The sequence below is a fragment of the Streptomyces sp. NPDC058697 genome (genome assembly GCF_042715345.1).
In the GTDB taxonomy this organism is placed as follows: Bacteria; Actinomycetota; Actinomycetes; order Streptomycetales; family Streptomycetaceae; genus Streptomyces; species Streptomyces liliifuscus.
In genome coordinates, this window is sequence record NZ_JBHXSU010000059.1 from 1 (window position 1) to 23,850 (window position 23,850).

The 23,850-nt window shown below is 71.4% G+C and carries 19 protein-coding genes; 12 read left to right on the top strand and 7 right to left on the bottom strand.

The genetic code is table 11. From position 1 onward, the window contains the following. Positions 1 to 182: 182 nt before the first annotated feature. A complete protein-coding gene (locus tag ACFWXQ_RS48165; protein ID WP_383948895.1) occupies positions 183 to 2,855 on the bottom strand; it encodes an FG-GAP-like repeat-containing protein in 2,673 nt (890 codons plus the stop codon). Between the two features lie 348 nt (positions 2,856 to 3,203). On the opposite strand from ACFWXQ_RS48165, the gene ACFWXQ_RS48170 reads away from it, so the two are divergent. The 5 genes from ACFWXQ_RS48170 (at position 3,204) to ACFWXQ_RS48190 (ending at position 7,978) form a co-directional block, all read left to right on the top strand. Next, positions 3,204 to 4,043 (top strand): hypothetical protein, encoded by an 840-nt coding sequence (locus ACFWXQ_RS48170; protein WP_386270396.1) that lies wholly within the window; start codon positions 3,204 to 3,206, stop codon positions 4,041 to 4,043. A gap of 105 nt (positions 4,044 to 4,148) precedes the next feature. Continuing rightward, positions 4,149 to 4,766, top strand: a complete 618-nt coding sequence (locus ACFWXQ_RS48175) for an RNA polymerase sigma factor (protein WP_383948890.1) — start codon at positions 4,149 to 4,151, stop codon at positions 4,764 to 4,766. A gap of 39 nt (positions 4,767 to 4,805) precedes the next feature. Further along, positions 4,806 to 5,561, top strand: a complete 756-nt coding sequence (locus ACFWXQ_RS48180; protein WP_383948887.1) for a hypothetical protein — start codon at positions 4,806 to 4,808, stop codon at positions 5,559 to 5,561. Positions 5,562 to 5,936: 375 nt separating this feature from the next. After that, complete coding sequence (locus ACFWXQ_RS48185; RefSeq protein WP_055617921.1) at positions 5,937 to 6,611, top strand: RNA polymerase sigma factor; 675 nt, start codon at positions 5,937 to 5,939, stop codon at positions 6,609 to 6,611. After that, the gene (locus ACFWXQ_RS48190; protein ID WP_383948884.1) at positions 6,611 to 7,978 is read left to right on the top strand and encodes a hypothetical protein; all 1,368 of its coding nucleotides are present in this window, start codon (positions 6,611 to 6,613) and stop codon (positions 7,976 to 7,978) included. The genes ACFWXQ_RS48185 and ACFWXQ_RS48190 overlap by 1 nt, the downstream gene beginning before the upstream one ends. Positions 7,979 to 8,196: 218 nt before the next feature. On the opposite strand, the gene ACFWXQ_RS48195 is transcribed toward ACFWXQ_RS48190, so the two are convergent. Continuing rightward, positions 8,197 to 9,087: a L,D-transpeptidase family protein gene (locus ACFWXQ_RS48195; RefSeq protein WP_383948881.1), complete on the bottom strand. Its 891-nt coding sequence runs from the start codon at positions 9,085 to 9,087 to the stop codon at positions 8,197 to 8,199. A 135-nt stretch (positions 9,088 to 9,222) separates the two neighbouring features. Here ACFWXQ_RS48195 and ACFWXQ_RS48200 point away from each other — a divergent pair, with 135 nt between their 5' ends. Together ACFWXQ_RS48200 and leuE are read left to right on the top strand one after the other, a co-directional pair. Further along, positions 9,223 to 10,803 carry a methylmalonyl-CoA mutase gene (locus ACFWXQ_RS48200; RefSeq protein ID WP_383948878.1) on the top strand — a complete coding sequence of 527 codons (1,581 nt, stop codon included), beginning with the start codon at positions 9,223 to 9,225 and terminating at the stop codon, positions 10,801 to 10,803. 122 nt (positions 10,804 to 10,925) lie between these two features. Continuing rightward, a complete protein-coding gene (gene leuE, locus ACFWXQ_RS48205) occupies positions 10,926 to 11,579 on the top strand; it encodes a leucine efflux protein LeuE (protein ID WP_383948875.1) in 654 nt (217 codons plus the stop codon). Here the strand turns inward: leuE and ACFWXQ_RS48210 are convergent. Beyond that, the gene (locus tag ACFWXQ_RS48210) at positions 11,576 to 13,057 is read right to left on the bottom strand and encodes an FAD-dependent oxidoreductase (protein ID WP_383948872.1); all 1,482 of its coding nucleotides are present in this window, start codon (positions 13,055 to 13,057) and stop codon (positions 11,576 to 11,578) included. The two genes, leuE and ACFWXQ_RS48210, sit on opposite strands and share 4 nt — an antisense overlap. Positions 13,058 to 13,129: 72 nt before the next feature. Here ACFWXQ_RS48210 and ACFWXQ_RS48215 point away from each other — a divergent pair, with 72 nt between their 5' ends. Then, positions 13,130 to 13,783 (top strand): TetR/AcrR family transcriptional regulator, encoded by a 654-nt coding sequence (locus ACFWXQ_RS48215; protein WP_383948869.1) that lies wholly within the window; start codon positions 13,130 to 13,132, stop codon positions 13,781 to 13,783. A gap of 78 nt (positions 13,784 to 13,861) precedes the next feature. Here ACFWXQ_RS48215 and ACFWXQ_RS48220 read toward each other — a convergent pair whose 3' ends face one another. The 4 genes from ACFWXQ_RS48220 to ACFWXQ_RS48235 all read right to left on the bottom strand — a co-directional run bounded on the left by ACFWXQ_RS48220 (position 13,862) and on the right by ACFWXQ_RS48235 (position 18,554). Beyond that, entirely contained in the window at positions 13,862 to 14,797 is a 936-nt protein-coding gene (locus ACFWXQ_RS48220; RefSeq protein ID WP_383948866.1) for a class I SAM-dependent methyltransferase, read from the bottom strand. A gap of 91 nt (positions 14,798 to 14,888) precedes the next feature. Continuing rightward, positions 14,889 to 16,049 (bottom strand): acyltransferase family protein, encoded by a 1,161-nt coding sequence (locus ACFWXQ_RS48225; protein WP_383948863.1) that lies wholly within the window; start codon positions 16,047 to 16,049, stop codon positions 14,889 to 14,891. 196 nt (positions 16,050 to 16,245) lie between these two features. Next, positions 16,246 to 17,580 carry a polysialyltransferase family glycosyltransferase gene (locus tag ACFWXQ_RS48230; protein ID WP_383948860.1) on the bottom strand — a complete coding sequence of 445 codons (1,335 nt, stop codon included), beginning with the start codon at positions 17,578 to 17,580 and terminating at the stop codon, positions 16,246 to 16,248. Continuing rightward, positions 17,577 to 18,554 (bottom strand): glycosyltransferase family 2 protein, encoded by a 978-nt coding sequence (locus ACFWXQ_RS48235; RefSeq protein ID WP_200396241.1) that lies wholly within the window; start codon positions 18,552 to 18,554, stop codon positions 17,577 to 17,579. The genes ACFWXQ_RS48230 and ACFWXQ_RS48235 overlap by 4 nt, the downstream gene beginning before the upstream one ends. 198 nt (positions 18,555 to 18,752) lie before the next feature. On the opposite strand from ACFWXQ_RS48235, the gene ACFWXQ_RS48240 reads away from it, so the two are divergent. From ACFWXQ_RS48240 to ACFWXQ_RS48255, 4 genes are all read left to right on the top strand, one after another. Next, positions 18,753 to 20,114: a DUF6716 putative glycosyltransferase gene (locus ACFWXQ_RS48240; protein ID WP_383948856.1), complete on the top strand. Its 1,362-nt coding sequence runs from the start codon at positions 18,753 to 18,755 to the stop codon at positions 20,112 to 20,114. Positions 20,115 to 20,176: 62 nt separating this feature from the next. Then, positions 20,177 to 21,490, top strand: a complete 1,314-nt coding sequence (locus ACFWXQ_RS48245) for a cytidylyltransferase domain-containing protein (RefSeq protein ID WP_383948853.1) — start codon at positions 20,177 to 20,179, stop codon at positions 21,488 to 21,490. A 14-nt stretch (positions 21,491 to 21,504) separates the two neighbouring features. Beyond that, positions 21,505 to 22,443 (top strand): N-acetylneuraminate synthase family protein, encoded by a 939-nt coding sequence (locus ACFWXQ_RS48250; RefSeq protein WP_200396238.1) that lies wholly within the window; start codon positions 21,505 to 21,507, stop codon positions 22,441 to 22,443. Between the two features lie 51 nt (positions 22,444 to 22,494). Next, on the top strand, positions 22,495 to 23,640 hold the full coding sequence (locus tag ACFWXQ_RS48255; protein WP_383948849.1) for a hypothetical protein: 1,146 nt from the start codon (positions 22,495 to 22,497) through the stop codon (positions 23,638 to 23,640). Positions 23,641 to 23,850: the final 210 nt, after the last annotated feature.

Here is a 23,850-nt window from a genome sequence, read left to right on the forward strand (position 1 = left end):
GTCGCGCTGGTCCCCGCCCCCCTAAAGGCCTAAAAGCCTAGGGGCGCGGGGAACTGCGCAGTCTTTTGGGGGTTCGGGGGCGTAGCCCCTGAGTCGGGGACGGGAATGGGTAGGGGCGGCGGGGGCGAAAGAGAGCCGGGGGCCACAACGTACGTGTGGGCCCCGGCTCTCCCCCTGCGGGACTACGGGGTCAGGAACTGGCCCAAACGGCCCGCCGTCGGAGTAGCGAGTTGGGCTACGCCGTAGTACGCCGACTTGGCGACGGAGACGCCCGAGGCCGTGGTCGGGAGGTACAGGAGCGTGCCGTTGCCCGCGTCCTCGCCCTCCGCGCCCAGCAGCAGATGGGCGCGCCCGTGGCCCGAGACGTCCGTCAGCGAGACGGACGAACCCAGCTTGTCGTCCTTCTCCGTGGAGCCGGCGATCCCCGCCGTGTCCTGGGAGTAGGACAGCGAACCGGTGCCCGTGAGGCCCGACGCGGCGCCCTTGAAGAGCCAGACCGCGCCCGCGTTGGCGCGGTTGCCACTGCGGGTGATGTCCTCGTTCGGGGCGCCTGCGAGGACGTCCGCGTAACCGTCGGCGTTGAAGTCGCCCACGGAGACCGAGGAACCCAGCGCGTCGCCGGACTCGTTGGCGCCCGCGACCCCCGCCGTGTCCTGGGTGATCTTCGTCATCCCGGTCGTGGTGAAGCCGGTGGACGTGCCCGGAACCATGGTGACCTGGCCGCCGGAGATCGCGCCGGACTCGGTGGCGTACGGCTGCCCGATGACGATGTCGTCGTAGCCGTTGCCGTTCACGTCGCCCGAGGCGATGGACCGGCCGCCCTTCACGGAGATCGTCGAAACCTTCGACAGGCCAAGCGACTTGGAGCCCTTGAACCAGGTGACCCTGCCGACACCGGACGCGTCGCGGTAGTTGAGCGCCACGTCCGCGTAGCCGTCGCGGTTGAAGTCACCGCTTGTGGCGTCCGCGTACGAGAGGGCGCCGGAGGCGGTGGTGAGGTCGCCCGCGACCTCGTGGCCGTCGTTGAAACGGGCCGCCCAGTTGCCGCCCGTGCCGGTGGCCGCCGTGAAGACGTCCGCCTTGCCGTCGGCGTTGAAGTCGCCGACCGCGACCGTTGCGCCGAACCGCGCGCCGGCCGGCTCGTAGTCGTCGCCCAGCGCCATGGTGTCGGCACCGGTGTCGAACTTCGGGCCGTACAGGATCGTCACTGCACCACGGTCCGCGTGGCCGGTCGTGTCGTCCTCGCCGGGTGCGCCGATCGCGAGGTCCGCGTAGCCGTCGGCGTTGATGTCGCCCCAGGCCGTGGCCGTGCCCCACTGGTCGCCCTTCTCGGAGGTGCCGGGAACGCCCGCGCTGGACTGGGTGAGCTTCACCTTGCCCGTCGACACCGGGCCGTTCAGGCCGCCCGGCACGATGACGACGTTGCCGACGTCGCTGGACGCCTTGGGCACGCCGGCGACGACGTCACTGATGCCGTCACGGTTGAAGTCGGCCGTCGGGACCGCGGAGTTCCTGCCGGGGCTGGATGCGTACCGGCGGATCTCGCTCAGCTTCGAGTAAAGGTTTTTGCCGGGGCACGCGGTGGCGAAGCCGTCGCGGTGGCCGGAGATCGTGTTCAGCGTGGCCTGCTCGCCCGCCTTCCACACCCCCGTGTCGGCGGCGGCGGTCAGCGTGACCTGGCCGCTCGGGTTGCCCCCGTACTGGCCCAGCTTCCACGCGGCGACGCGCGCCACGGACTCCAGGGCGGCGCGGGAAGGCTTGCCCGCGGCCTTCGCCGGAGTGGTGGAGGTGGCGGCGGCGCCCTCGAAGTCACCGAGGACGGCGATGCCCGCGGAGTCGCCGTTGAAGCCGTACGTGTGCGCGCCGCGCACCGGCAGGTCGATGCCGCCGCCGCGGCCCTCGAAGATCCGGCCGCACTTGTCGACCAGGAAGTTGTAGCCGAGGTCGTTCCACCCCTCGCTCTGCACGTGGTACGCCATGATGCCGCGGACCAGCGCCGGGGACTGGGCGCAGCTGTAGTCGTTCGTCCCGACCGTGTGGTGCACGAAGACCGCGCTGACCTTGTCGATGTACTCCGGCGGGTCCTTGACCATCGACTCGTCGGCGCCCCACTGGGCGCGGGAGACGATCGTCGGCTGCGCCACGGTGGACGGCGGCGGGGACGGCACCGGGTCGGGGGTCGGCGAGGCGGACTCCGACGCGCTCTCCGAGGTGCTCTCGGTGGGCGTCGCCGGGGCGCTGGTCGTGGGCTCCGTACTCGTGGACTCCGTCGGCGACGGGGAGTCCGAGGCGGGGTCGGTCGGCGTCGGCGAGTCGGTCGGGTCCTCGGCGACGAAGGCGGCGTTCTCCAGGGAGGTGCCGGTCGTCGTGCCGAGCGCCTTGTTCTTCGCCTCGGCCGAGGTCACACCCGGGTCGACCAGGCTGACCTCAAGGCCCTTGGGCAGCGGGGAACTCGTCGAACCGTCGGCCGCGACGACCCGTGCCTCGACGCCGTCGCTCGGGCCGACCCACAGCGGGTCGGAGGCGCCGCGGGCCTCCTTGGCGCCCGGCTCGGCCTTGTCGACCGGGTGCGGCTCCAGATCCAGGTTCTGCCAGCCGGTCCACTCGCCCGTGGCCAGGTCGCGGGTGCGTACCTGGGCGGTGCCGTCCAGCTCGGTCTTGGCGCCGGTCCAGGTGACGCCGAGCAGCGAGAACTGCGCGGTGCTCGTCCGCTCGACCTCGCGCCGGCCCGTGCCGTCGCTCCGCATCGTGAGCTCGTGCACCTTCACGGGCCGCTTGCTGCGCGCGGTGTCCACGGCCGGGTCCGTGCTCGGGTTCGCGACGGCGTACGTCACGGCGCCCGTCCCGCCCAGCACCACGGCCCCTATCGTCAGCCACGCTCTCCGCTTCAGACTCAGCGGCTTGTACGCATGGGTCGTCCGGCGACTCAATTACCCCACCCCTAGAAAAGCCTCACAAAAAACCCACCCGTCACTGGGGTGGCTTTCTAATTCAGCGGTAAGACGAGGTTAAACATCACCCAACAGGGGTGTGGGGTACGTCACTTCACCTTCGCGCAGACGTCCGGGAGGAGCGGATGGTTGTACGGGTATCTGCGACTTGTCGCGTGACCCTTGTCACTGTGATGACGTGTGATGTTCGGGGAGCCCGCCCCGCTTGGTCTGCCAGAGGCAGATGCGCGAGCGGTGAGCCAGGGGGCGGAAATGGTGGAAGGGACAAGGCTGTCGGCCGACCAGCGGATGCGGCGGCACGCGGCGGAGTTCGTACGGGACGTCACGGCCCGCAGCCGGCTGCCGTTGGACTACTCGGTCGCGAGCCTGCGGGTCGTCGACTTCATCGTCGACGGACTGCGCAAGAGCGGCCGCGACCGCACGGCCGTGGGGCACGTCCTGTTCGGGCTCGGGGTGTACGCCGGTGAGGTGCTCGTCCGCCGGGCCGGTGCCGTGTGGGTCGAATTCGACGAGGAGCAGCGGGAGTTGTTCGGCCCGCCCGTAGGCGTACGGATGCCGGACGGGCGGCTCTGGAATCCGCTGGGCAAGGTCGTGAAGCGGTTCGAGGCGGGGGAGCGGGAGTCACTGCGGACCTTCTATCTGCAACTGCACGGGCGGGCAAGGCCCGCACTGCCGGGGCTGCCGGGGCTGCCCGCGCAGCCCGGGCCCGCCGCGCAGCCCGGGCCCGCCGCGCAGCCCGGGCCCGCCGCGCAGCCCGGGCCCGCCGAGAGGGGCGGGTCCGCCGAGACGGGCGGGTCCGGCGGGACCGGCGGGACGGGCAGGACCGACGGGATCGGCGGGATGGGCGGGTCCGGCGGGACCGGCGAGGCGGACGGAACCGCCGGGGCCGGTGATAGTGCCGGTCGAGGAACCGGGCGTGGGACCGGTAATGGAACCGGCCGTGCAGCCGGGCGTGGGGCCGGCAACGGAACCGAGCGCGCAACCGAGCGTGGGGCCGGCAGCGGAACCGGGCGCGCAGCCGGGCGTGGGACCGGTAACGACACCGGGCGCGCAACCGGGCCTGGGGCCGGTGGGGCGTCTGACGGGCTGTGACACTTCCGTGCCGTCCGACGCTGATGACCTTGAAGGCGCGCGGGCATGGCGACTCGCGCCCCCCGGTGCGGATCCGGTACGAACTCGGCGTGAACGAGGACACTGTTGGGCCAGGGAGGGGAACCCCACCGCGGGCGGACGTCCGACGGTGAGCTGGGCGCGGCCGTCGCACGGGCGCAGGAGGGGGACGAGGCCGCCTTCGCCGTCGCGTACCGGATCGTGCAGCCCGGACTGCTCGGGTACCTGCGGGGGCTGGTCGGCGACGAGGCGGAGGACGTGGCGTCGGACGCGTGGCTGGAGATCGCCCGGGACCTGGGGCGGTTCCGCGGCGACGGGGCGGGGTTCCGCGGCTGGACCGCGACCATCGCCAGGCACCGGGCCCTCGACCATCTGCGGCGGCTGAAGGTGCGGCCGCGGGCGTCCGCCCTGGAACAGGACATGCTCGACCTGCCCGGCCCGCACAGCACGCACGACCAGGCCCTGGAGTCCCTCTCCACGGAGTACGCGCTCGAACTCGTCGCGAGTCTCCCGCGCGACCAGGCCGAGGCCGTACTGCTGCGGGTCGTCGTCGGCCTCGACGGCCCCGCCGCCGCGCGAGTCCTCGGCAAACGCCCCGGCGCCGTACGCACCGCCGCGCACCGGGGTCTGAAACACCTCGCCCGCCGACTGGGCGCGGAGGGTGTGACGGATGACGGGCCCGGCACGCTGGGGGAGTCGGGATGAACGGCAAGCGGTCCTTGACCGGCGAGGGTGGATACGGACATGCCTGAACAACACGGTCCCGACGGCCCCTCGGACCCCGCTGTCCCGAACCTCCCGGTCCCGAACCCGCCCGACCTCGGTGAACTGTTCGCCGCGGCCGTGCGCGGCGGCGCGGTCGACGCCGATGCCGAGAGGCGGGTGCTCGCCGCGTTCCGGGCGGCGCGGGACGAGGGGGCGCACCGGGCGGCGGGGCGCAACCGGCGGCGGGACGACTGGCGCCCGGAGCCGGAGCGGCGGGCCGGCCGGTCGGTGCGGACGACCCTGGTGGCGCTGGTGGCGAGCCTGGCGCTCGGCGGGGTGGCGGTCGCGGCCATCGGCTCGGGGGGCGGAGGGGCGTGGGACGAGGGTGCCGAGCGGGGCGGGCCCCTGCCCACGAGCAGCGCTCCGACCGGCCCGGCCGTCGCCGCGCCGAGCGGGTCCGCGTCCGCGCAGGCCGACCGTGGTGCCCGCCCTCCGACGTCGGCCCAGGACGCCGAGGCCCAGTGCCGCGCGTACGACTCCGCCAAGAAGCGTGGCAAGGCCCTCGACTCGACCGCCTGGCAGCGACTGATACAAGCCGCGGGCGGCGAGGAGAACGTCGAGGCGTACTGCGCCGAGCAGCTGGCCGGGAAGAAGGAAAAGAAGAAGGAGAAGGGGAACGCCGGCAAGAGCAAGCCGGTCAAATCACCCAAGGCGTCCAAGACTCCCGGCAAGGGCGCCACGAAGAGCGCGAAGAGTAAGCAGAGCGCGGAGAGCTCGACGAGCCAGGCCGACTGACCGAGAAGTGGTCGGCAAAAGGTGAAAAGCGGGACAAAGCCCCAGCCTCACCGTGCCGATGGCAACGGCCGGGGCCGCCACCCCCCACAGGAGAGGCCCCGGCCGTCGCGCGGCACGGGCCGCGCGGCGGCCCGTACTTGCTTCAGCGTCGGAGGTGCGTTTTGTGTCACACCCCACGCCGGAACGGGATAGTTGCACGTTGTACGGACATGGACGGGGAACGGTTTCACGCCGTAACGTGCCTTTCGCGCCGGGCTGCGGAGGAGCACTGAATCCACGAAGGCTCCACGACCGCAACCATCGATTGAGCAACCACGACGGCGAGAACCCGGTCCGCGAGAGCGGCGCCGGATCAGGCGCAAAGAGGGGCGTTCGGTGCTGGGGGACGACGCGGAGCTGACCGCCGCGGTGCTTGCGGCACAGGACGGAGACGAGACCGCGTTCCGGACTGTGTACCGAGCCGTGCATCCACGGCTCCTGGGGTATGTGCGGACGCTGGTCGGCGACCCGGACGCGGAGGACGTCACGTCCGAGGCCTGGCTGCAGATCGCCCGTGACCTCGAACGGTTCAGCGGCGACGCCGACCGCTTCCGCGGCTGGGCGGCCCGGATCGCCCGCAACCGCGCCCTCGACCACATACGCATGCGCGGCCGCCGCCCCGCGATAGGCGGCGACGAGACCGAGCTCACCGGCAGGGCGGCCGAGTCCGACACCGCCGGCGAGGCCATCGAGGCCCTCGCCACCGGCAGCACCCTCTCCCTCATAGCCCAGCTCCCGCAGGACCAGGCAGAAGCCGTCGTGCTGCGCGTCGTCGTCGGCCTCGACGCGAAGACCGCCGCCGAGACCCTGGGCAAACGGCCGGGCGCCGTCCGTACGGCCGCGCACCGCGGTCTGAAGCGGCTCGCGGAGCTGATCGGCGCGGATCCGGAATCGGCCGGATCCCTGAGTTCCGTACCCCCACAAAGACCCCCACACGCAGAACCGCGTACCCGCGCGGTGACGTCCGCCGGTGTGACGCATACGCGTTCGCGGACGCAGAAGGACATGTGATGGCCGACGAGCAGTACAGGTGGCTGGACCGCGACATGGCGGAGCGGCTGCTGCGCGGCGAGCCGCTGGACGCCGTCGACGCCGACAGCCGTGACCAGGCCGACCGGCTCACCGAGGCGCTCGAAGCCCTCGACGCCCTGGGCATGCGGGCCGCCGACGCCACGCCGGACGACGCCGAACTCCCGGGCGAGGCCGCCGCGTTGGCCGCCTTCCGCAAAGCACGCACCGGCAAGAACGGCGAACAGGCGGGCCTCGGCCCGCGCACGCGTACCCGCTCGGCGGCCGCGGCCGCCGCCGCTTCCTCCGCGGCCTCCCAGATCTCCTCCGACGCGGGCCTGATCCATCTCGGCCGCCCCGCCGCTCATCGGAGCGCTCCCTCCCGCTGGGGCCGCCCGGTGCGATACGGACTCGCCGCCGCGCTGGCCGCGGGGATGATCGGCGGGGCCGCCGTGGCCGCGACCTCCGGTGTCCTGCCGTTCGGCGGGGAGGAACCGGAACCCGGCTCGTCCGCGACGGTCGATGTCACCCCGGACCGCCCGCTCGTCTCGCCGTCGCCCGAGAAGAAGCAGGGCGGCGGCCCCGACAAGCCGCGGCCCGACGGCAGTCCGGGCGGCCCCACCGGCAAGGGTCCGGTCCCGCCCGGAGAGGCGCGTGGCGGTACGGACCCGGGCGCACGGCCCGATCCCGGCGAGGACCGGCGCGAGGGGCGGCCCGGCCGGGGGTGGCGCTGGCTCGCCTCGGTCTGCCGTGACCTCCGCGACGGCAGGAACCTCGACTCCGAGCGCAGACGCGGTCTGGAGGACGCGGCGAACGGCGCCGAGCAGGTGAAGAAGTACTGCAAGGGCATCCTGAAGAACTGGGACGACCGCGATTCCGGTGACGTCCGGAGCGGCAGTGGGTCGGGCAGGGGCGAGTCGGGCCGGGACGGCTCGGGCTGGAACAACGACCGCGAGGGCAGGGACGGCAGGAGCAAGGACGACGACGGCGACGGGGACGGCTCGCACATAGGCGCGGGCGTGTTCGGGGGCGGCAGCGGCACGGTCCGCCTCGCCGCCGGCTCGGCCGAACCCACGGCCTTCGCCTCCGCCCGCCCCTCGGCGACGCGGACACCGACACCTGTACGGACGCTGCTTCAGGCACCGGCACAGACACAGACACAGACACAGGCACAGACACAGACTCCGGCGAAGACTCAGGCGCCGGTTCGGGCACTCGCCCCCGGTGCTGCCGCCCCGACGCGGCCCGCAGCCTCCGTCACCTCGGCGCTCTCCGCCCTGGCCCGGTCCGCCCCGGCCCGCTCCACGGGACCCAGGGCATCCGCCCCGAGTTCCCCGCGCGCGCTCCCCGCGCTCTCGTCACGCTCCTGACCCACGCCCGGCCTGCTGTTTTCCACCACGGCCGGGCTGCCGCCCGCCGGGTGTGACGTTTTCAGCCGCCCTGACGCAGTAGTAAGCGAGCCGACTGGTCATCGGCTGTCGCACGAGCCGGGGTTCCCCCCGTACCCACGGCTCAGTGCACAGTGGCGCGGGCGGGACACGTTCCCCCGGTCCCGCCCGCGCCCACGTACTCCTCCCGCCGCCGTTCCTCACCAGTAGACGACGACCTTGTCGCCGTTCCTCACCTGGGAGAACAGCGCCGCGATCTTCCCTTCGTCCCGTACGTTCACGCAGCCGTGCGAGGCTCCGTAGTAGCCCGTCGCCGCGAAGTCCGAGGAGTAGTGGACGGCCTGGCCGCCGCTGAAGAACATCGCGTACGGCATGGGTGAGTCGTAGATCGTCGACACATGATGGCGCGACTTGAAGTAGACGTTGAAGACACCTTCCCGGGTCGGCGTGTACTGCGAGCCGAAGCGCACGTCCATCGTCGAGACCGTGCGGCCGTCGATCATCCAGCGCAGGGTGCGGCTCGTCTTGCTGACGCACAGCACCCGGCCCGTCATACAGCGCGGGTCGGGCGTCGCGGCCGGCTGACCGCCCGACGCGTACAGCTCCCACTTGCCGGGCTCGCGCGTCATGTTCAGCAGCCGCTGCCACGTCACGGTGTCCGTCCTGCCCGTCTTCGGCAGACCCCGCTTGCCCTGGAAGCCCTTCACCGCGGTGGCGGTCGATCCTTCGTACGCCCCGGTCGGACCCTCGAAGAGCCAGGACACCTGACGCAGCCGGGCCTGCAGCTCCCGTACGTCCCTGCCCCGGTCACCCTTCGACCACAGGGTCCTGGGGGCGGGCGCGGGCGGCGCGGCGGGCTTCGGCTTCGAGGGCTTGGCGTCGTCCGGGGAAGCGCCCGGCGTCGATGCCGTACCAGCAGGTGTCTTCCCGGCGGGTGTCTGTCCGGCCGGTGTCTGTCCCGTCGGTGTCAGTCCGCCGGTGGTCCCTTCGGCGGGCGTGCCGACGGCCTGGACGGTGCATCCGCTCACCGCGACGAGCGCAGCCATCGTCGTCGCCACCGCGCCTGTCCGCCACATGACCGGTATACGCATCCGAACCCCCCGTTGCTCACCGACCCCCGGTGGTGCGTCGTGTCCCCTGAGATGTTTCCCGCGCGTGCCCGGTTGCGAACTACGCGGCATTGTTGGGGGCACAGGCCCGTCCCGGTCCAGTGGGAGGCAGACATCATGGCGCGCGAGTCGGAGTCCGGACTGCCCATCGAGCCGGTCTACGGGCCGCAGGCCCTGGAGGGCTGGGACCCGGCGGAGAAGCTGGGCGAACCCGGTGCGTATCCCTTCACGCGGGGCGTCTACCCGTCCATGTACACCGGGCGGCCGTGGACCATGCGGCAGTACGCCGGGTTCGGTACGGCCGTCGAGTCCAACGCCCGCTACCAGCAACTGATCGCGAACGGCACGACGGGCCTGTCGGTCGCCTTCGACCTGCCCACCCAGATGGGCCACGACTCCGACGCCCCGATCGCGCACGGCGAGGTCGGCAAGGTGGGGGTGGCGATCGACTCGGTCGAGGACATGCGGGTGCTCTTCGACGGAATCCCGCTGGACCAGGTCTCCACGTCGATGACGATCAACGCGCCCGCCGCGCTCCTCCTGCTGATGTACCAACTGGTCGGCGAGGAGCAGGGCGTGCCGGCCGACAGGCTCACCGGCACGATCCAGAACGACGTGCTGAAGGAGTACATCGCGCGCGGCACGTACATCTTCCCGCCCAAGCCGTCGCTGCGGCTGATCGCGGACATCTTCAAGTACTGCAGGGCCGAGATCCCGCGGTGGAACACCATCTCTATCTCCGGCTACCACATGGCCGAGGCGGGTGCCTCGCCCGCGCAGGAGATCGCGTTCACCCTCGCCGACGGCATCGAGTACGTGCGCACGGCGGTCGCGGCAGGCATGGACGTGGACGACTTCGCGCCCCGCCTGTCGTTCTTCTTCGTGGCCCGTACGACGCTCCTTGAGGAGGTCGCCAAGTTCCGTGCGGCCCGCCGGATCTGGGCGCGGGTGATGCGCGAGGAGTTCGGGGCGAGGGACCCCAAGTCGCTGATGCTGCGCTTCCACACGCAGACGGCAGGCGTGCAGCTGACCGCGCAGCAGCCGGAGGTGAACCTGGTCCGGGTGGCGGTGCAGGGCCTGGCCGCCGTCCTGGGCGGCACCCAGTCGCTGCACACCAACTCCTTCGACGAGGCGATCGCCCTGCCGACGGACAAGAGCGCGCGTCTGGCGCTGCGCACCCAGCAGGTCCTGGCCTACGAGACGGACGTGACCGCGACCGTCGACCCGTTCGCGGGCTCGTACGTGATCGAGCGGATGACCGACGACGTCGAGGCGGCCGCCGTCGACCTGATGGGCCGGGTCGAGGACCTGGGCGGCGCGGTCGACGCCATCGAGCACGGCTTCCAGAAGGGGGAGATCGAGCGCAGCGCGTACCGCATCGCCCAGGAGACCGACTCCGGCGAGCGGGTCGTGGTCGGCGTCAACCGGTACCAGCTCGACGCGGAGGAGTCGTACGAGCCCCTCCGCGTGGACCCGGCGATCGAGGCCCAGCAGGCCGAACGCCTCGCCGGGCTCCGTGCCGAGCGCGACCAGTCGGCGGTGGACCTGGCCCTGGCCGCCCTGAAGAAGGCCGCCGAGGGCGAGGACAACGTCCTGTACCCGATGAAGGACGCGCTGCGGGCCCGGGCGACGGTCGGCGAGGTCTGCAACGCCCTGCGGGAGGTCTGGGGGACCTACGTGCCGAGCGACACGTTCTGACGCCCTCCACGGCTTGCCCTCCATGGCTTCCGGGCGGGGCAGTTCGACCGGCCCGTACGACGGCTGTCCCGCAACGTGAAACCCCGAGGCGCAGTGTCGTACCCGCGTGCGACACTCCGACCATGCTTGGCGTAATCGACCTTCCCACGTATCTCGCGGGCCTCGTGCTGATCGTCCTGCTGCCCGGGCCCAACTCCCTCTATGTGCTGTCCGTCGCCGCGCGGCGGGGCATCAGGACCGGATACCGCGCCGCCGCGGGCGTCTGGTGCGGGGACGCCGTGCTGATGACACTGTCGGCGGCAGGCGTCGCGTCGCTGCTGCAGGCCAACGCGCTGCTGTTCGGGATCGTGAAGTACGCGGGCGCCGGCTATCTGACCTGGCTGGCGGTCGGCATGCTGCGGGCCGCGTGGGGCATGTGGCGCACCCGCAAGGAGCGGACCGAGGCGCAGGAGGTCTCCGCCCCGGCCGCCGAGGAGCGGCCCTTCCGGCGGGCGCTCGTCATCAGCCTGTTCAACCCGAAGGCGATCCTGTTCTTCGTCGCCTTCTTCGTGCAGTTCGTCGACCCGGCATACGCGTACCCCGCCCTGTCCTTCGTGGTGCTCGGCGCCTTCGCCCAGCTGGCGAGCGTCCTCTACCTGAGCGCGCTGATATTCGGAGGTACGAAGCTGGCGGCGGCCTTCCGGCGGCGCAGGCGGCTCTCCGCCGGGGCCACCTCCGCGGCCGGCGCCCTCTTCCTCGGCTTCGCCGTGAAGCTCTCCCTCTCCAGCACCGTCTAGCCGACCGCTTCCGCCCCGGCCCGGTCACCGGCGCCCGGACCCACGCCCACACCCGCCGCGTACTCCGCGAGCCCCTCCGCGCTCCCGCCCGCCCAGCCCACATAACCGTCGGGCCGGACGAGGAACACCCCGGTTCCGTACGCCTCGTACGCCGGAATCCGGACCGTGCGGGCCGCGAGCTCGGGCAGGCCGGTGTCCGTGCCCACCGCGAGCAGCGTCCAGTGCGGGCCCCGGAACGCGTCGAAGAGGCGTACGCCGCCGCGGGTGCCGTCCGGGGCGCGGTCGCCCGCGCGGAGGGCGTCCTCGGGCAGGCCTTCCCGGGTCTCCCGCGTGAGTGCGGAGTCCCGGTAGCCGAGGCTGAGCTGCTGTGTGGCCGTGCCGCGCCGGACCTCGCCCCGGTGGACGCGGGTGGAGAGGCCGAGCATGTGCGCGGCGACCGGCAGCCGCTCCTCCTCGTACGAGTCGAGGAGGGACCCGGGAGCCTCGCCCCGCAGGACGGCCGCGAGCTTCCAGCCGAGGTTGTAGGCGTCCTGGACGCTGGTGTTCAGGCCCTGTCCGCCCGCCGGTGAGTGGACGTGCGCCGCGTCGCCCGCGAGGAACACCCGCCCCTGACGGAAACGGTCCGCCATCGCGGCGCGCGGCCGGAAATCGGAGGCCCAGCGCACCTCGGTCACGTCGTCGGCCGCGAGGTGCGTCCGCGTGGCGACCAGCTTCCGGATGCCGTCGAGGGACAGGTCGGGTTCGGCGGCCGGATCCTCGAAGCCGCCCGCCAGCTGGAAGTCCTCCGTGTGCGGCAGCGGGCAGATCGCCAGGAAGCCCTCGCCGCCGGCGGGCGGGAACACATGCCAGTTGTCGCGGTCGAGTCCGCTGATGCGCAGGTCCGCCACGATCGCCGGACCCGGGTCCACGGTCTCCCCGGTCATGCCGATGCCGAGCGCGCGCCGCACGGCGGAGCGGCCGCCGTCCGCGGCGACGGCGTAGCGGGCCCGGACCGGGGCGCCGGAGCCGAAGGCCGCGGTCACGCCGTCCGCGTCCTGGGAGAGACCGGTCAGCTCGCGGCCGAAGGCCACGCTCCCGCCCAGCTCCTCCAGCCGCGCGAACAGGATCTCCTGCGTGCGCCACTGCGGCACCATCCACGGGACGCCCGCGTAGGGCTCGGCCTCCGTCACCTCCGTCTCGTCGAACATCCGGTGCTCGCCCAGCCGGGTCCCGTCCTGCCAGATCATCCCGACGGGATACGCGCCGCCTCCCGCCCGGATCGCGTCCAGCACTCCGAGGTCGTCGAAGACCTCCAGGGTCCGCGGCTGGAGCCCCTTGCCGCGCGAGCCGGGGAAGAGCTCGCCGGCCCGCTCGACGACGAGGGCGCGCACCCCGCGCCGGGCCAGGTCGACCGCGAGGGCGAGCCCGGTGGGCCCCGCGCCGACGATCAGCACGTCCGTGTGGGTCGTGTCCTTGTGCTCAGGTACATGCATGGTCATATCCACCACTCCTTAACGCTGTTAAGTTCACTGCTCTACGAGAATGGCCTTAACGCCGTTAAGCTGTCAAGCGTGAATACGGAACGCCGGGCGCCCCTCGACCGCAAACGCGTCGCGGACACCGCCCTGAAGCTGCTGAACGAGGTGGGCCTGGACGGCCTCAGCCTGCGGGCCATCGCGAAGGAGCTGGACGTCAAAGCGCCCGCTCTGTACTGGCACTTCAAGGACAAGCAGGCGCTGCTCGACGAGATGGCGACCGAGATGTACCGCCGGATGATCGCCGGCACCGCCCTCGACCCGGACGACACCTGGCAGGAGCGGCTGCGCAAGTCCAACCGGGGGCTGCGGGCCTCGCTGCTCGACCACCGGGACGGCGCGAAGGTGTTCAGCGGCTCACGTTTCACCGGCATCGAGCACGCCGGGCAGATGGAGGAGAGCCTGCGGCTGTTCACGGCCGCCGGCTTCACCCTCGCCCAGGCGGTCCGCGCGACCTCGACGACGTATCTCTACACCCTCGGTTTCGTCACCGAGGAACAGGGCGTCGAGCCACTGCCCGGCGAACGCCGAGAGGGCTACGACGTACACGAACGCGCCCGCCTGATGGCCGACTATCCCTTGTCGGCTCGGGCGGGCGCGGAGATCTTCGAGGACTTCGACCAGCACTTCGAAGAGGGGCTGGAACTGGTGATCACGGGGATCGCGGCGAGATACGAGGGCGCCCCGTAGGGGCGCGGGGAACTGCGCGACAAGCCACGACGGCCCCGCAGACGACGAGCCACCCTTTTGGCGAAACGCGCGGAGCGGCTAGCCGCGCTCAGCCCGCTTGGCGGCACGGCTGCGCTGCACGGCCCGCGTGACGACCGGCGGCAGCAGGTCGAGCGCGATACGCCGGGTACGGGACCGCCCGGCGCGACGGGCCGGGGGCCGTGCGGCGGCCGGAGCGGGCTGCCGCGCAGGCTCCGGGGCGGCGACGGGCTCCACGTAGTGGCGGGAGTGCGGGAACGGCGGCGGCTTCATGCCCTGCGACCTGGTCCGGATCAACCGGTGCCCCGCGGCCATCTGCACACTCAGACCGAAGTCCTCGCGCTCCTTGATCATGGCGAGCAGCTTCTCCTGGAGCGGCTCGGGGTCGCCCCAGGTGCCGTACAGCTTCTGGGTGCTGAGGCAGATGGGCCGCAGACCGCGGTTGAGCACGGCCTCCCACGCGGCGACCGAGACCCCGGGGGTGTGCTCGGAGCGGAAGTCGTCGAGGACCACTATGCCGCCGGGCAGCAGGATGTCGTGGGCCGCGCCGATGTCGCCGTGGACGTGCTCGTACAGGTGCGAGGCGTCGATGTGGACGAAGCGACAGGTCTTGGGGGCGACCTCATTGGAGATCACGGAGCTCGGTCCCTGGATGACCGTCGGCAGCGTGTCGTGGAAGGAGAGGTAGTTCCGCTCGAAGATCTGCCTCGTCAGTGACGCGTACGACTTCGTCGCCTCGGCCTGGTTGGACTCGTCCGGCGCGTCCCCCTCGAAGAGGTCGCACACCGTGAATTTCTCGCCGTCCCCCAGATGGTGGCCGAGGAGGATCGCGCTCTTGCCCATGTAGACGCCGAGTTCCAGCAGATCGCCTTGTATCCCCTCCGTCTCCTGCTGTTCGAGCAACCAGGTGAAGAGCACCTGGTCCAGCGGTGGGAACCAGCCCGGGACGTCCTTGAGCTCGCCGGGGTTACTGGGGGTCTGCTGTGAGTTGGCCATGTGATGAGTCTTCTCCCTCGGTACGTGGCGAACTTTCGAAAACCTGAATGTCCGGTGAACAGAGCGCGCGCCGCCGCTGGGGAACCCGGCGTCAGCGTGGCTTGGAGAGCATCTTTCGCATACGTGGTGTCAGCGGGTCCTCGACGAACCGGTTGAGGAGCCAGGCCAGCGTGAGCATCGACAGAACCGTCAGGGGCAGTGTCGCGTACGCCGGGATGTTCAGCTTCTGGTGGTACGCCTCGATGACGACCCAGCCCAGGTGCTCGTGCACCAGGTAGAAGGGGTACGTCAGGGCGCCCGCGACGGTCAGCCAGCGCCAGTTCGCCCAGTTCAGCCACCCCAGGGCGATCGCGGCGACCGCGACGAAGCCGAACGTGACGACGAGGACGATTCCGAACGAGGTGCGGTAGGAGAAGAAGTCCGGGTTCGGCGCGTGCCACAGCCCGCTCACCGCCTGGTGCTGGCCGATCAGCCAGCTCACGATCACTGTGCCCCAGGCGTACGCGTCGTGCCGGTCGCGGTGGACCAGATAGAGGCCGATGCCGCCGATGAAGAACGGCGCGTACTCGGGCATCAGGACCAGGTCGAGCAGCGGCTCGTCCGCGGCCTGGGTGAGCACCGCGGCCAGGGTCCAGCCCGCGCAGAACATGATCACGCGCTGCCGGGTCGCGCCCGGCATGACGACGCACAGCGCGAACAGCGCGTAGAAGCGGACCTCCGCCCAGAGCGTCCAGCAGACCCCGAGCACCCGGTCGGCGCCGAGCGGCTGCTGCATCATGGTCAGGTTCACCAGCGTGTCGCTCGGCGAGACCGTCTTGTACGCCACCACGGGCAGCGCGAACACCACCGTCACGATGACGATCGCCGCCCAGTAGGACGGCAGCAGCCGGGACGCCCGGGAGGCGAAGAACGAGCGCAGCGGCCTTCCCCAGCCGCTCATGCAGATCACGAAGCCGCTGATGACGAAGAAGACCTGTACACCCAGACAGCCGTACGCGAACCACGTGTGCATCGTCGGGAACTGGGCCTTCGCCGAGGTTCCCCAGGCCTGCGTGACCTCGCCGCCGCGACCGCCGTAGTGGTACGCCGCCACCATCAGCGCGGCGATCAGCCGCAGCCCGTCCAGGGCCCGCAGCCGGTTCTCCCGGGGCCTCTTCACCTGCGGTGGGCTGGGCCTGTCGGCCGCCGGGAGGACGGCACGGACCACCGTGCCCACGGACGTCGTACGTGTGTCCTCGGGAAAGTCGGTCACGGGTCCCCTCAACGGCCGTTCTGTGAAGTCGTGCGCACTGCGGGCCGTGGATTCCGTGACCCGGGGCCTCCGAGGGCCTCAGCTAATTCACAGCACACTAGTCCGACTCACAGGCGGGGCCCGGTTGAAGAACTGATCATTCCTCGACCGGACCCCATGAATTCACCGTCCGTTTGTTCTTATTTCCCTGAGGGAGTCAGCGGCCGACTGCTTTCTTCAGGGAGCGGGCGCGGCGGGCCACCCGGCGCACGGTCGCGTTGCGCGGAAGGAACGCCAGCTGCGCCGGGACCGCGCCCGGCAGCGCCAGCGAGGTGAGGCGCTTGCGCTTGAAGTACCGCCAGGTGTGCGTGTTCAGATGCTTCGTCAGATAGGCCTCGGCGGCCGGGCGCAGGTCCGGGTAGATCTTCGGCTGCATCGCGTAGCCGACGGCCCGTACGAGGTCGGTCAGGCCCTGCTCGTCCGTGCCCCGGCGCTGCTCGGTGACCGCCTTGCGGTCGGTGAGGTCCGGCAGCAGCGCGTCGACGACCGTCACCGGCACGCGGTTGCTGTTCTCGTACGGCGTCAGACGGTCCAGCAGCGTGGCGGTGCCGACGCGGGCGACTGGCAGGTTGTACAGCGCGTAGGCCGTGAGCAGTGCCGTGGAGAAGCAGCCGACGACCAGGGCGGGACGCATCCGCTGGTAGAGGACCTCGGCGAGGACCGGGGTGTCGAGCACCGTCAGGTCGGCGCCCAGCTTCTCGGCCTCCTTCTCCAGGCCGCGGGTCCAGCGGGCCGGCGCGGAGGGGTGCGGCTTGAACACCACACGGGTGTGGCCGAGTTCGACGGCACCCTTCAGCATCCGGACATGGAGGTCCTCCTCCTGCTCGGGCGTGAGGATGCCGAGTGCGGAGAGGTACTGGCCGAGCAGCAGGGCCGGTTCGTCGATCGCCGGCAACGAGTCGCCCGTGTCGACCAGTTCGGCGAGCACCTTCACGAAGGCGTCCGTCGGCACGATCTCCGAGTCCACACCGAACTCGGTGAGCAGGAGGGGCCGCAGACCCGGAACCAGGTCGAGGTGGAGCAGCCGGTCCACGCGGGTGCCGACCAGCGGGTCGATCTTGTTGCGCGTGGGGCCGTAGCTCATCAGGCCGTCGGCGTACACGGTGACGGGCGCGCCGGTGAAGATCTGTGTGACGCCGAGCGCCGGATTGACCTGGATCGACTCGACGGCGAGTTCCACCGGATCGTCGCCCAGGCCCCACGCGAGCCGCAGGTGCCGCTCCCAGATCGGGACGTCGTCGAGCCGGGGAGCCCAGCCGCCCGGGTGGAAGGGGGAGATGGTCTCGTTCCACGACACCACGTCGTCGAACCGCTCGCGCAGCCGCGCGAACCCGGGCATCTCGTCCACACCGGGCGTCGTCTCGGGCGTCGCCGTGTTGTTGCAGACGAGCAGGATGCGGCGGTCCGCCGGCGCGAAACAGTCGGAGTCGAGGGCGGCGGCCAGCGTGGCCGTGCCGTACAGCGTCGACGCCAGGAAGATCTGCGTGGTCACGCGGCGACCCCCGCGGCGGCCGGGCGGCGGCGCAGCCGGCGCAGCCGGGTGGCGCGCTGGATGTCCATGGAGTCGAGGGCCTCGTCGAGGACGTTCTGCGGCATACGGCGCAGTGCCGCGGCGCTCATCGACTTCAGTTTCCGTGCCACCTGTGGCTCGAACCTTTCGATGGATCCCAGATGATGGGAAATAATCGCGCAATATGTGCGCACGGCCTTGGGAAGCAGTTTGTCCGCGTCCGGGTCCTGCGCGGTTTCCACGACGACCTGGTCGAACGCGCGAATGAAATCGAGCTGGCGCACATCGCCGATCTGGGTCAGCGAGGACGCGACACCGCGCCGGTAGAACACGCCGAGCAGCCCCACCGTGGCGAAGGACTCGGCCTCCCGGTGGAGCTTCCAGATCCACGGCCGGTCCTCGGCCGTGCGCAGCCCGTCGGTGAAGTGCAGCAGGCCACGGTCGACCAGCCGGCGGTGGTAGATGCCCGCCCAGGCGTAGGCGTAGTCGACGGAGGTGGACCGGTCGGCGGGCAGGATCGCCTCGCGCGGATTCAGTACGACACCGCGCCTGCCGTGCGGTACGCGGTGGATGGCACGGGCCCGCGCGGTGCACTGGACATGGTCGGTGCGGACGAAGTCGCACCCCAAGTCCTCGATGGCGCCCAGGAGTTGTTCGTAATAGCCGGGGGCCAGCCAGTCGTCCCCGTCGAGGAACGTGAGATATTCGCCGCGTGCCGCGTCGATTCCCGTGTTGCGCGCGGTGGCCAGCCCTCCGTTCTGCTCGTGTCTGACATGCACCGCGCCCGGGAGCTCGCGCTCCGCGCGCGCGAGGATGTCCGGGGTCTCGTCGCGAGAACAGTCGTCGACGAGAATGAATTCGAAGTCCTCGCGTGCGTTCGCACGCAGACTCCTCAGGGTGTCGGGTGCGTATTGCTGCACGTTGTAGAACGGCACGATGACGGAGAGCTTGACCACCCGAGTGACGTTAGGCGGCGGCCCGGCATTCGTCTTGACCGCCGGTGAGATGCAAGGTGAACGACGCGTGGCGGAATGGTGAACCAGGTCTTTTTCGCTGCCGATCCGAGGCTGATTCGCCATTCGGCGATGTGCTGTTAACCCTTTGTTGTATTCAGGTTGGGCCGCACAACGGAATCGCTTCCTAGCGTCTTGGACGTGCCAGCAAGTACCTCGAAGTCCCTGCGAGTCGCCGTCCTCGCCGATTCCGACACCCGGTGGAAATGGGGCGCGCTCACCGCGAACCGTATCGCACCGGCCGATTCGGACATCAGCCTCGACGGCTACCTCCTGCGAGGCCGTGCGACCCCCACCGCCCGACAGCTCGAAGAGGTCGGCGTGCGCGCGGACTCCCTCCGGGAGGTCACCGCCGTGGAGTTCCTGCGGGAGATGTCCCGCACCTCCGAGGGGGCCGACGGGACCGAGGGGGCGCCCGCGTACGACCTCGTCGTGCTCTCGCTCGTGGGCGGCGCCGTCCAGGCGATGCTGCACGGACTCTCGTACCAGTGGCGGGAGCGCTTCGGACCGGGGCGCGTCAAGCGGCCCGTCGTCGTCACCGGCTATGTCGGGGTCGTCTACGAGAAGCTCGCCGACGGGCTGCTGCTGCGGCACGGCGCGGACCTCGTCCTCGCCAACTCCCGCCAGGACGCGGACCGTTTCACCGCCGTGTACGAGGGAGTGGGCGCCGACGCCTCCTCCGTGACCGAGGTCGCGCTGCCGTTCCTAGGCGGCGCCGCCTACGAGAAGCACGACCCGTACACGGTCGTCTTCGCCGCGCAGCCCTCCGTCCCGGAGAGCCGCAAGGACCGTACGTACCTGCTGAACCGGCTGGTCAAGCACGCCCGGCTGCACCCGGACCGCGAGGTCCTGCTGAAGCTGCGCTCCAAGCCGGGCGAGCACACCACGCACATCGAGGAGCAGCCCTACCAGCGCCTCGCGGAGCGGATCCCCGGCGGTCTGCCCGCCAACTTCCGCCTCGTGTACGGGCACATGGGCGAGGTCCTCGACCGTACGGACCTGCTGGTCACCGTCAGCTCCACGGCGGCCCTGGAGTCCCTGCACCGCCGGATCCCCACCGTCGTCCTCACCGACCTCGGTGTGCGCGAGTCGCTCGGCAACCACCACTTCGTGGGCTCCGGGTGCCTCGCCTCCTGGGACCAGCTCGACGCCGGGCACGAGCCGTCGCCCGACGCGCGCTGGGTGGCCCGGCAGGGGGTCGCCGCCGACGGGGCGTACGAGACGGCCTTCGACGCGGCCCGTGAGCGCATCGCGAAGCTGCTCGGGCAGGGCGGACTGACCGCCCTCGCCCCCTACTACACCCCCGCCACCGCGCCCGGCTATCTGCCCGGCATCCTCGCCCGCCACCACCTCGGCCCGGACGGCAGCCCGCTGCCCGGTGCCCCCGACGCCGACAAGGAACCGGGCCCGGTCCGGCAGATCGTGCGCCGGGCGGCGCGCGGCGCCTACCGGCACGGCGTGCAGCGCGTGGCGCCCGTCATCCGGCGCATGGGCGAGCTGTGACCGCCCACCCGACGGATCCGCGAGCCGCGGGCGTCCAGAACCCTCCTCAAGGAGTACAGCCAATGACCAACTCGCAAGCGGGCCAGGCGACAGCGGGCCGCGTGGAGCCGGTGCGCCGGGTGCTCGCGGTGATCCCCGCGCGGGGCGGCTCCAAGGGCGTCCCCGCCAAGAACCTCCTCCCCGTCGGAGGCGTGCCGCTGGTGGCCCGTGCGGTGCGCGAGTGTGTCGCGGCCCGGCTCGTGACGGACGTCGTGGTCTCCACCGACGACCAGGCGATCGCCGCCGCCGCCCGCGAGGCCGGCGCGGAGGTCGTGCTCCGCCCCGCCGCCATCGCCGGCGACACCGCCACCTCCGAGGCCGCCGTCCTGCATGCCATGGACGCCCACGAGGCGCTGCACGGCTCCGTCGTCGACGCCGTACTCCTCGTGCAGTGCACCAGCCCCTTCATCATCCGCGAGGACATCGACGGGGTCGCCGGCGCGGTCGTCGAGAACGGCGCGGACACCGCGCTGACCGTGGCGCCCTTCCACGGCTTCATCTGGCGGGACGCGGACGACGACCCGACCGCCGTCGACACCGAGCGCACCCAGGCCGTCGGCGGCGGCACGGCCGTCGCCAACACCACGGCCACGGACGGCGGTTACGGCGTCAACCACGACAAGTCCTTCCGCCCGCGCCGCCAGGACCGCCCCCAGGACCTCCTGGAGACCGGCGCCGCCTACGCCATGAACGCGGCGGGGCTGCGCGAGCACAAGCACCGCTTCTTCGGCCGTACGGAACTCGTCCGCACCGACCCCGCCCGGGTCCTGGAGATCGACGACCCGCACGACCTCGCCCGTGCCCGGGCCCTCGCGCCGCTCTTCGACGCGAACCGCCCCGGCACCCTCCCGACCGCCGATGACATCGACGCGGTCGTCCTCGACTTCGACGGCACCCAGACCGACGACAGGGTGCTGATCGACTCCGACGGACGGGAGTTCGTCTCCGTGCACCGCGGGGACGGACTCGGCATCGCGGCCCTCCGCAAGAGCGGCCTCACGATGCTGATCCTGTCCACGGAGCAGAACCCGGTCGTCGCCGCCCGAGCCCGGAAGCTGCAGATCCCGGTGCTCCACGGCATCGACCGGAAAGACCTCGCACTGAAGCAGTGGTGCGAGGAACAGGGCATCGCGCCCGAGCGCGTGCTCTACGTCGGCAACGACGTCAACGACCTCCCGTGCTTCGCCCTCGTGGGCTGGCCCGTGGCGGTCGCGAGCGCCCACGACGTCGTACGCGGCGCCGCGCGCGCGGTCACCACCGTTCCCGGCGGCGACGGCGCGATCCGAGAGATCGCCAGCTGGATCCTCGGCCCTTCTCTCGACTCCCTCGACAAGTAAGGAACTTCCCCACCATGAGCACCAACTCCCGTCTGCGCCAGTTCGGTTCGAAGACCGCCGGCCCGGGTCACCCCGTCTACGTCGTCGGCGAGATCGGCATCAACCACAACGGCGACCTCGAGAACGCCTTCAAGCTGATCGACGCCGCCGCCGAGGCCGGCTGCGACGCCGTGAAGTTCCAGAAGCGCACCCCGGAGATCTGCACCCCGCGCGACCAGTGGGACATCGAGCGCGACACCCCCTGGGGCCGCATGACCTACATCGACTACCGCCACCGTGTGGAGTTCGGCGAGGACGAGTACCGCCAGATCGACGAGTACTCCAAGAGCAAGAACATCGCCTGGTTCGCCTCCCCGTGGGACACCGAGGCCGTCGCCTTCCTGGAGAAGTTCGACGTCCCGGCCCACAAGGTCGCCTCCGCCTCCCTCACGGACGACGAGCTGCTTCGCGCCCTGCGCGGCACCGGCCGCACGGTCATCCTCTCCACCGGCATGTCGACGCCGAAGCAGATCCGCCACGCGGTCGAGGTCCTCGGCAGCGACAACATCCTGATGTGCCACGCCACGTCGACCTACCCGGCGCAGGCCGAGGAGCTCAACCTCCGCGTCATCAACACCCTCCAGGCCGAGTTCCCGAACGTCCCGATCGGCTACTCCGGCCACGAGACGGGCCTGCAGACCACCCTCGCCGCGGTCGCCCTGGGCGCCACCTTCGTCGAGCGTCACATCACCCTCGACCGCGCGATGTGGGGCTCCGACCAGGCCGCCTCCGTCGAGCCGCAGGGCCTGACCCGCCTGGTCCGCGACATCCGCACCATCGAGGCCTCCCTCGGCGACGGCGTCAAGAAGGTCTACGAGTCCGAGCTCGGCCCGATGAAGAAGCTGCGCCGCGTCCCGGGCGTCGTCGCCGAGGCCGAGATCGCTGCGGCGGCGGGCGAGCCCGTCGCGGTCTGAGTCACCTCCGAATCCCGATCAGGATCAAGGGAAAGCGACGGTCGTACGTCGATGAGTCCCCGCGCCGGGTCCACCGGCTCCCAGTCACCCGCACCCGCCACACTGGCTTTCGTAGAGAGCCCGGTGCAGCTCCTCAACGTCCTGGAGTGGGCACACGTCCACGCCCTCAGGACCGCCGCGGAGCCCTCCGGACCCCCAGGTCCGGAGCTGGAGGGCGGGCGGCCCCGGCCCGGCGCGGGACTCACCCTTGTCGTGCTCTCGCCCACCGACCCGATGACCCGCGGGCAGCTCCGCCGCATGGCCGAGCTCGCGCGGGACGAGGGGTACGAGGTGCGCTGGGAGGAGGCGAGAGGTGGCGCGACAGCCCCCTTCCACACGGTCGGCGGTCTGGCCCCTCTCCTGCGGCGCGCCGAGCGGATCGTCATGGGCGACCCGTTCTCCCGCTACGTACAACTGCTGCTCACCATCACCCGGGCCCGTGACCTCGTCGTCGTCGACGACGGGACCGCGACGATGGAGTTCGTCTCCCAGCTCGCCAAGGGCGAACGGCTGGTGCGCTGGCACCGGCGCGGGGGTCGTCCCGGGGCCCGGGACCTGGTCTTCGCACCGGTCTCGGCCCGGGCCCGCCGCCGGCTCACACCGGGGGTCGGCCGACGTGTGGAGGTCTTCTCCGCCATGCCGATCACCGAGACGCCCGAGGGCGTCACCATCACGGCCAACGACTTCTCCTGGACCCGGTCCCGGTTCGGCCCGCCCCGGATCACGAAGGGCGCCGACCTGGTCGGAACGTCCCTGGTGGAGACGGGAGTCGTGGACCCCGACCGCTACCTGGAGGCGGTGAAGGGGCTCGCCAGGACCTATGGCGCCACCCGGTACTTCGCCCACCGCCGGGAGAGCCCGGACAAGCTGCACCGGCTCGCGGTCGAGACCGGCCTGGAGATCGTCCGCCCGGACCTCCCTCTCGAACTGATCGCCCGCCGCGGCCCGATCGGCCGTACGATCCTGAGCTTCCCGTCGACCGTGGTGCACACGCTGCCCCTCGCGCTGGTCGGCACGGAGGTCAAGGTCGCCGTGTGCGACATCGACCCGGCCTGGCTCACGGAGAACGCCTCCCCCCGGGCCCAGGGCTTCCTCTCGGGCGTCACGGGCACGGCCCGGGACGTCCACCGGTTGTCTGCCGTCTCGACGGCCACGTGATTCTTTACCCGGGGGTAACTGGCCGCGCGCGGGGTGCGGGCCGGTGGGGGCTGGTCGCGCAGTTCCCCGCGCCCCTGGGGGGTGGGCTGACCTGGCGTATTGAGTCTGCGGGCACGTGGGGGTTGCTCGCGCAGTTCCCCGCGCCCCTAAAAAGCGGGGCTGCGCCCCTGGCTTTTTGTCTTTGGGGGCGCGGGGAACTGCGCGACCAGC

What these genes read in the sequence shown, in the direction of transcription:
- ACFWXQ_RS48170 (WP_386270396.1), top strand. Translation starts at nt 3,204, where the DNA reads ATGGTGGAAGGGACAAGGCTGTCGGCCGACCAGCGGATGCGGCGGCAC.
- ACFWXQ_RS48180 (WP_383948887.1), top strand. Translation starts at nt 4,806, where the DNA reads ATGCCTGAACAACACGGTCCCGACGGCCCCTCGGACCCCGCTGTCCCG.
- ACFWXQ_RS48190 (WP_383948884.1), top strand. Translation starts at nt 6,611, where the DNA reads ATGGCCGACGAGCAGTACAGGTGGCTGGACCGCGACATGGCGGAGCGG.
- ACFWXQ_RS48195 (WP_383948881.1), bottom strand. Translation starts at nt 9,087, where the DNA reads ATGCGTATACCGGTCATGTGGCGGACAGGCGCGGTGGCGACGACGATG.
- ACFWXQ_RS48200 (WP_383948878.1), top strand. Translation starts at nt 9,223, where the DNA reads ATGGCGCGCGAGTCGGAGTCCGGACTGCCCATCGAGCCGGTCTACGGG.
- leuE (WP_383948875.1), top strand. Translation starts at nt 10,926, where the DNA reads ATGCTTGGCGTAATCGACCTTCCCACGTATCTCGCGGGCCTCGTGCTG.
- ACFWXQ_RS48210 (WP_383948872.1), bottom strand. Translation starts at nt 13,057, where the DNA reads ATGACCATGCATGTACCTGAGCACAAGGACACGACCCACACGGACGTG.
- ACFWXQ_RS48220 (WP_383948866.1), bottom strand. Translation starts at nt 14,797, where the DNA reads ATGGCCAACTCACAGCAGACCCCCAGTAACCCCGGCGAGCTCAAGGAC.
- ACFWXQ_RS48245 (WP_383948853.1), top strand. Translation starts at nt 20,177, where the DNA reads ATGACCAACTCGCAAGCGGGCCAGGCGACAGCGGGCCGCGTGGAGCCG.
- ACFWXQ_RS48250 (WP_200396238.1), top strand. Translation starts at nt 21,505, where the DNA reads ATGAGCACCAACTCCCGTCTGCGCCAGTTCGGTTCGAAGACCGCCGGC.
- ACFWXQ_RS48255 (WP_383948849.1), top strand. Translation starts at nt 22,495, where the DNA reads ATGAGTCCCCGCGCCGGGTCCACCGGCTCCCAGTCACCCGCACCCGCC.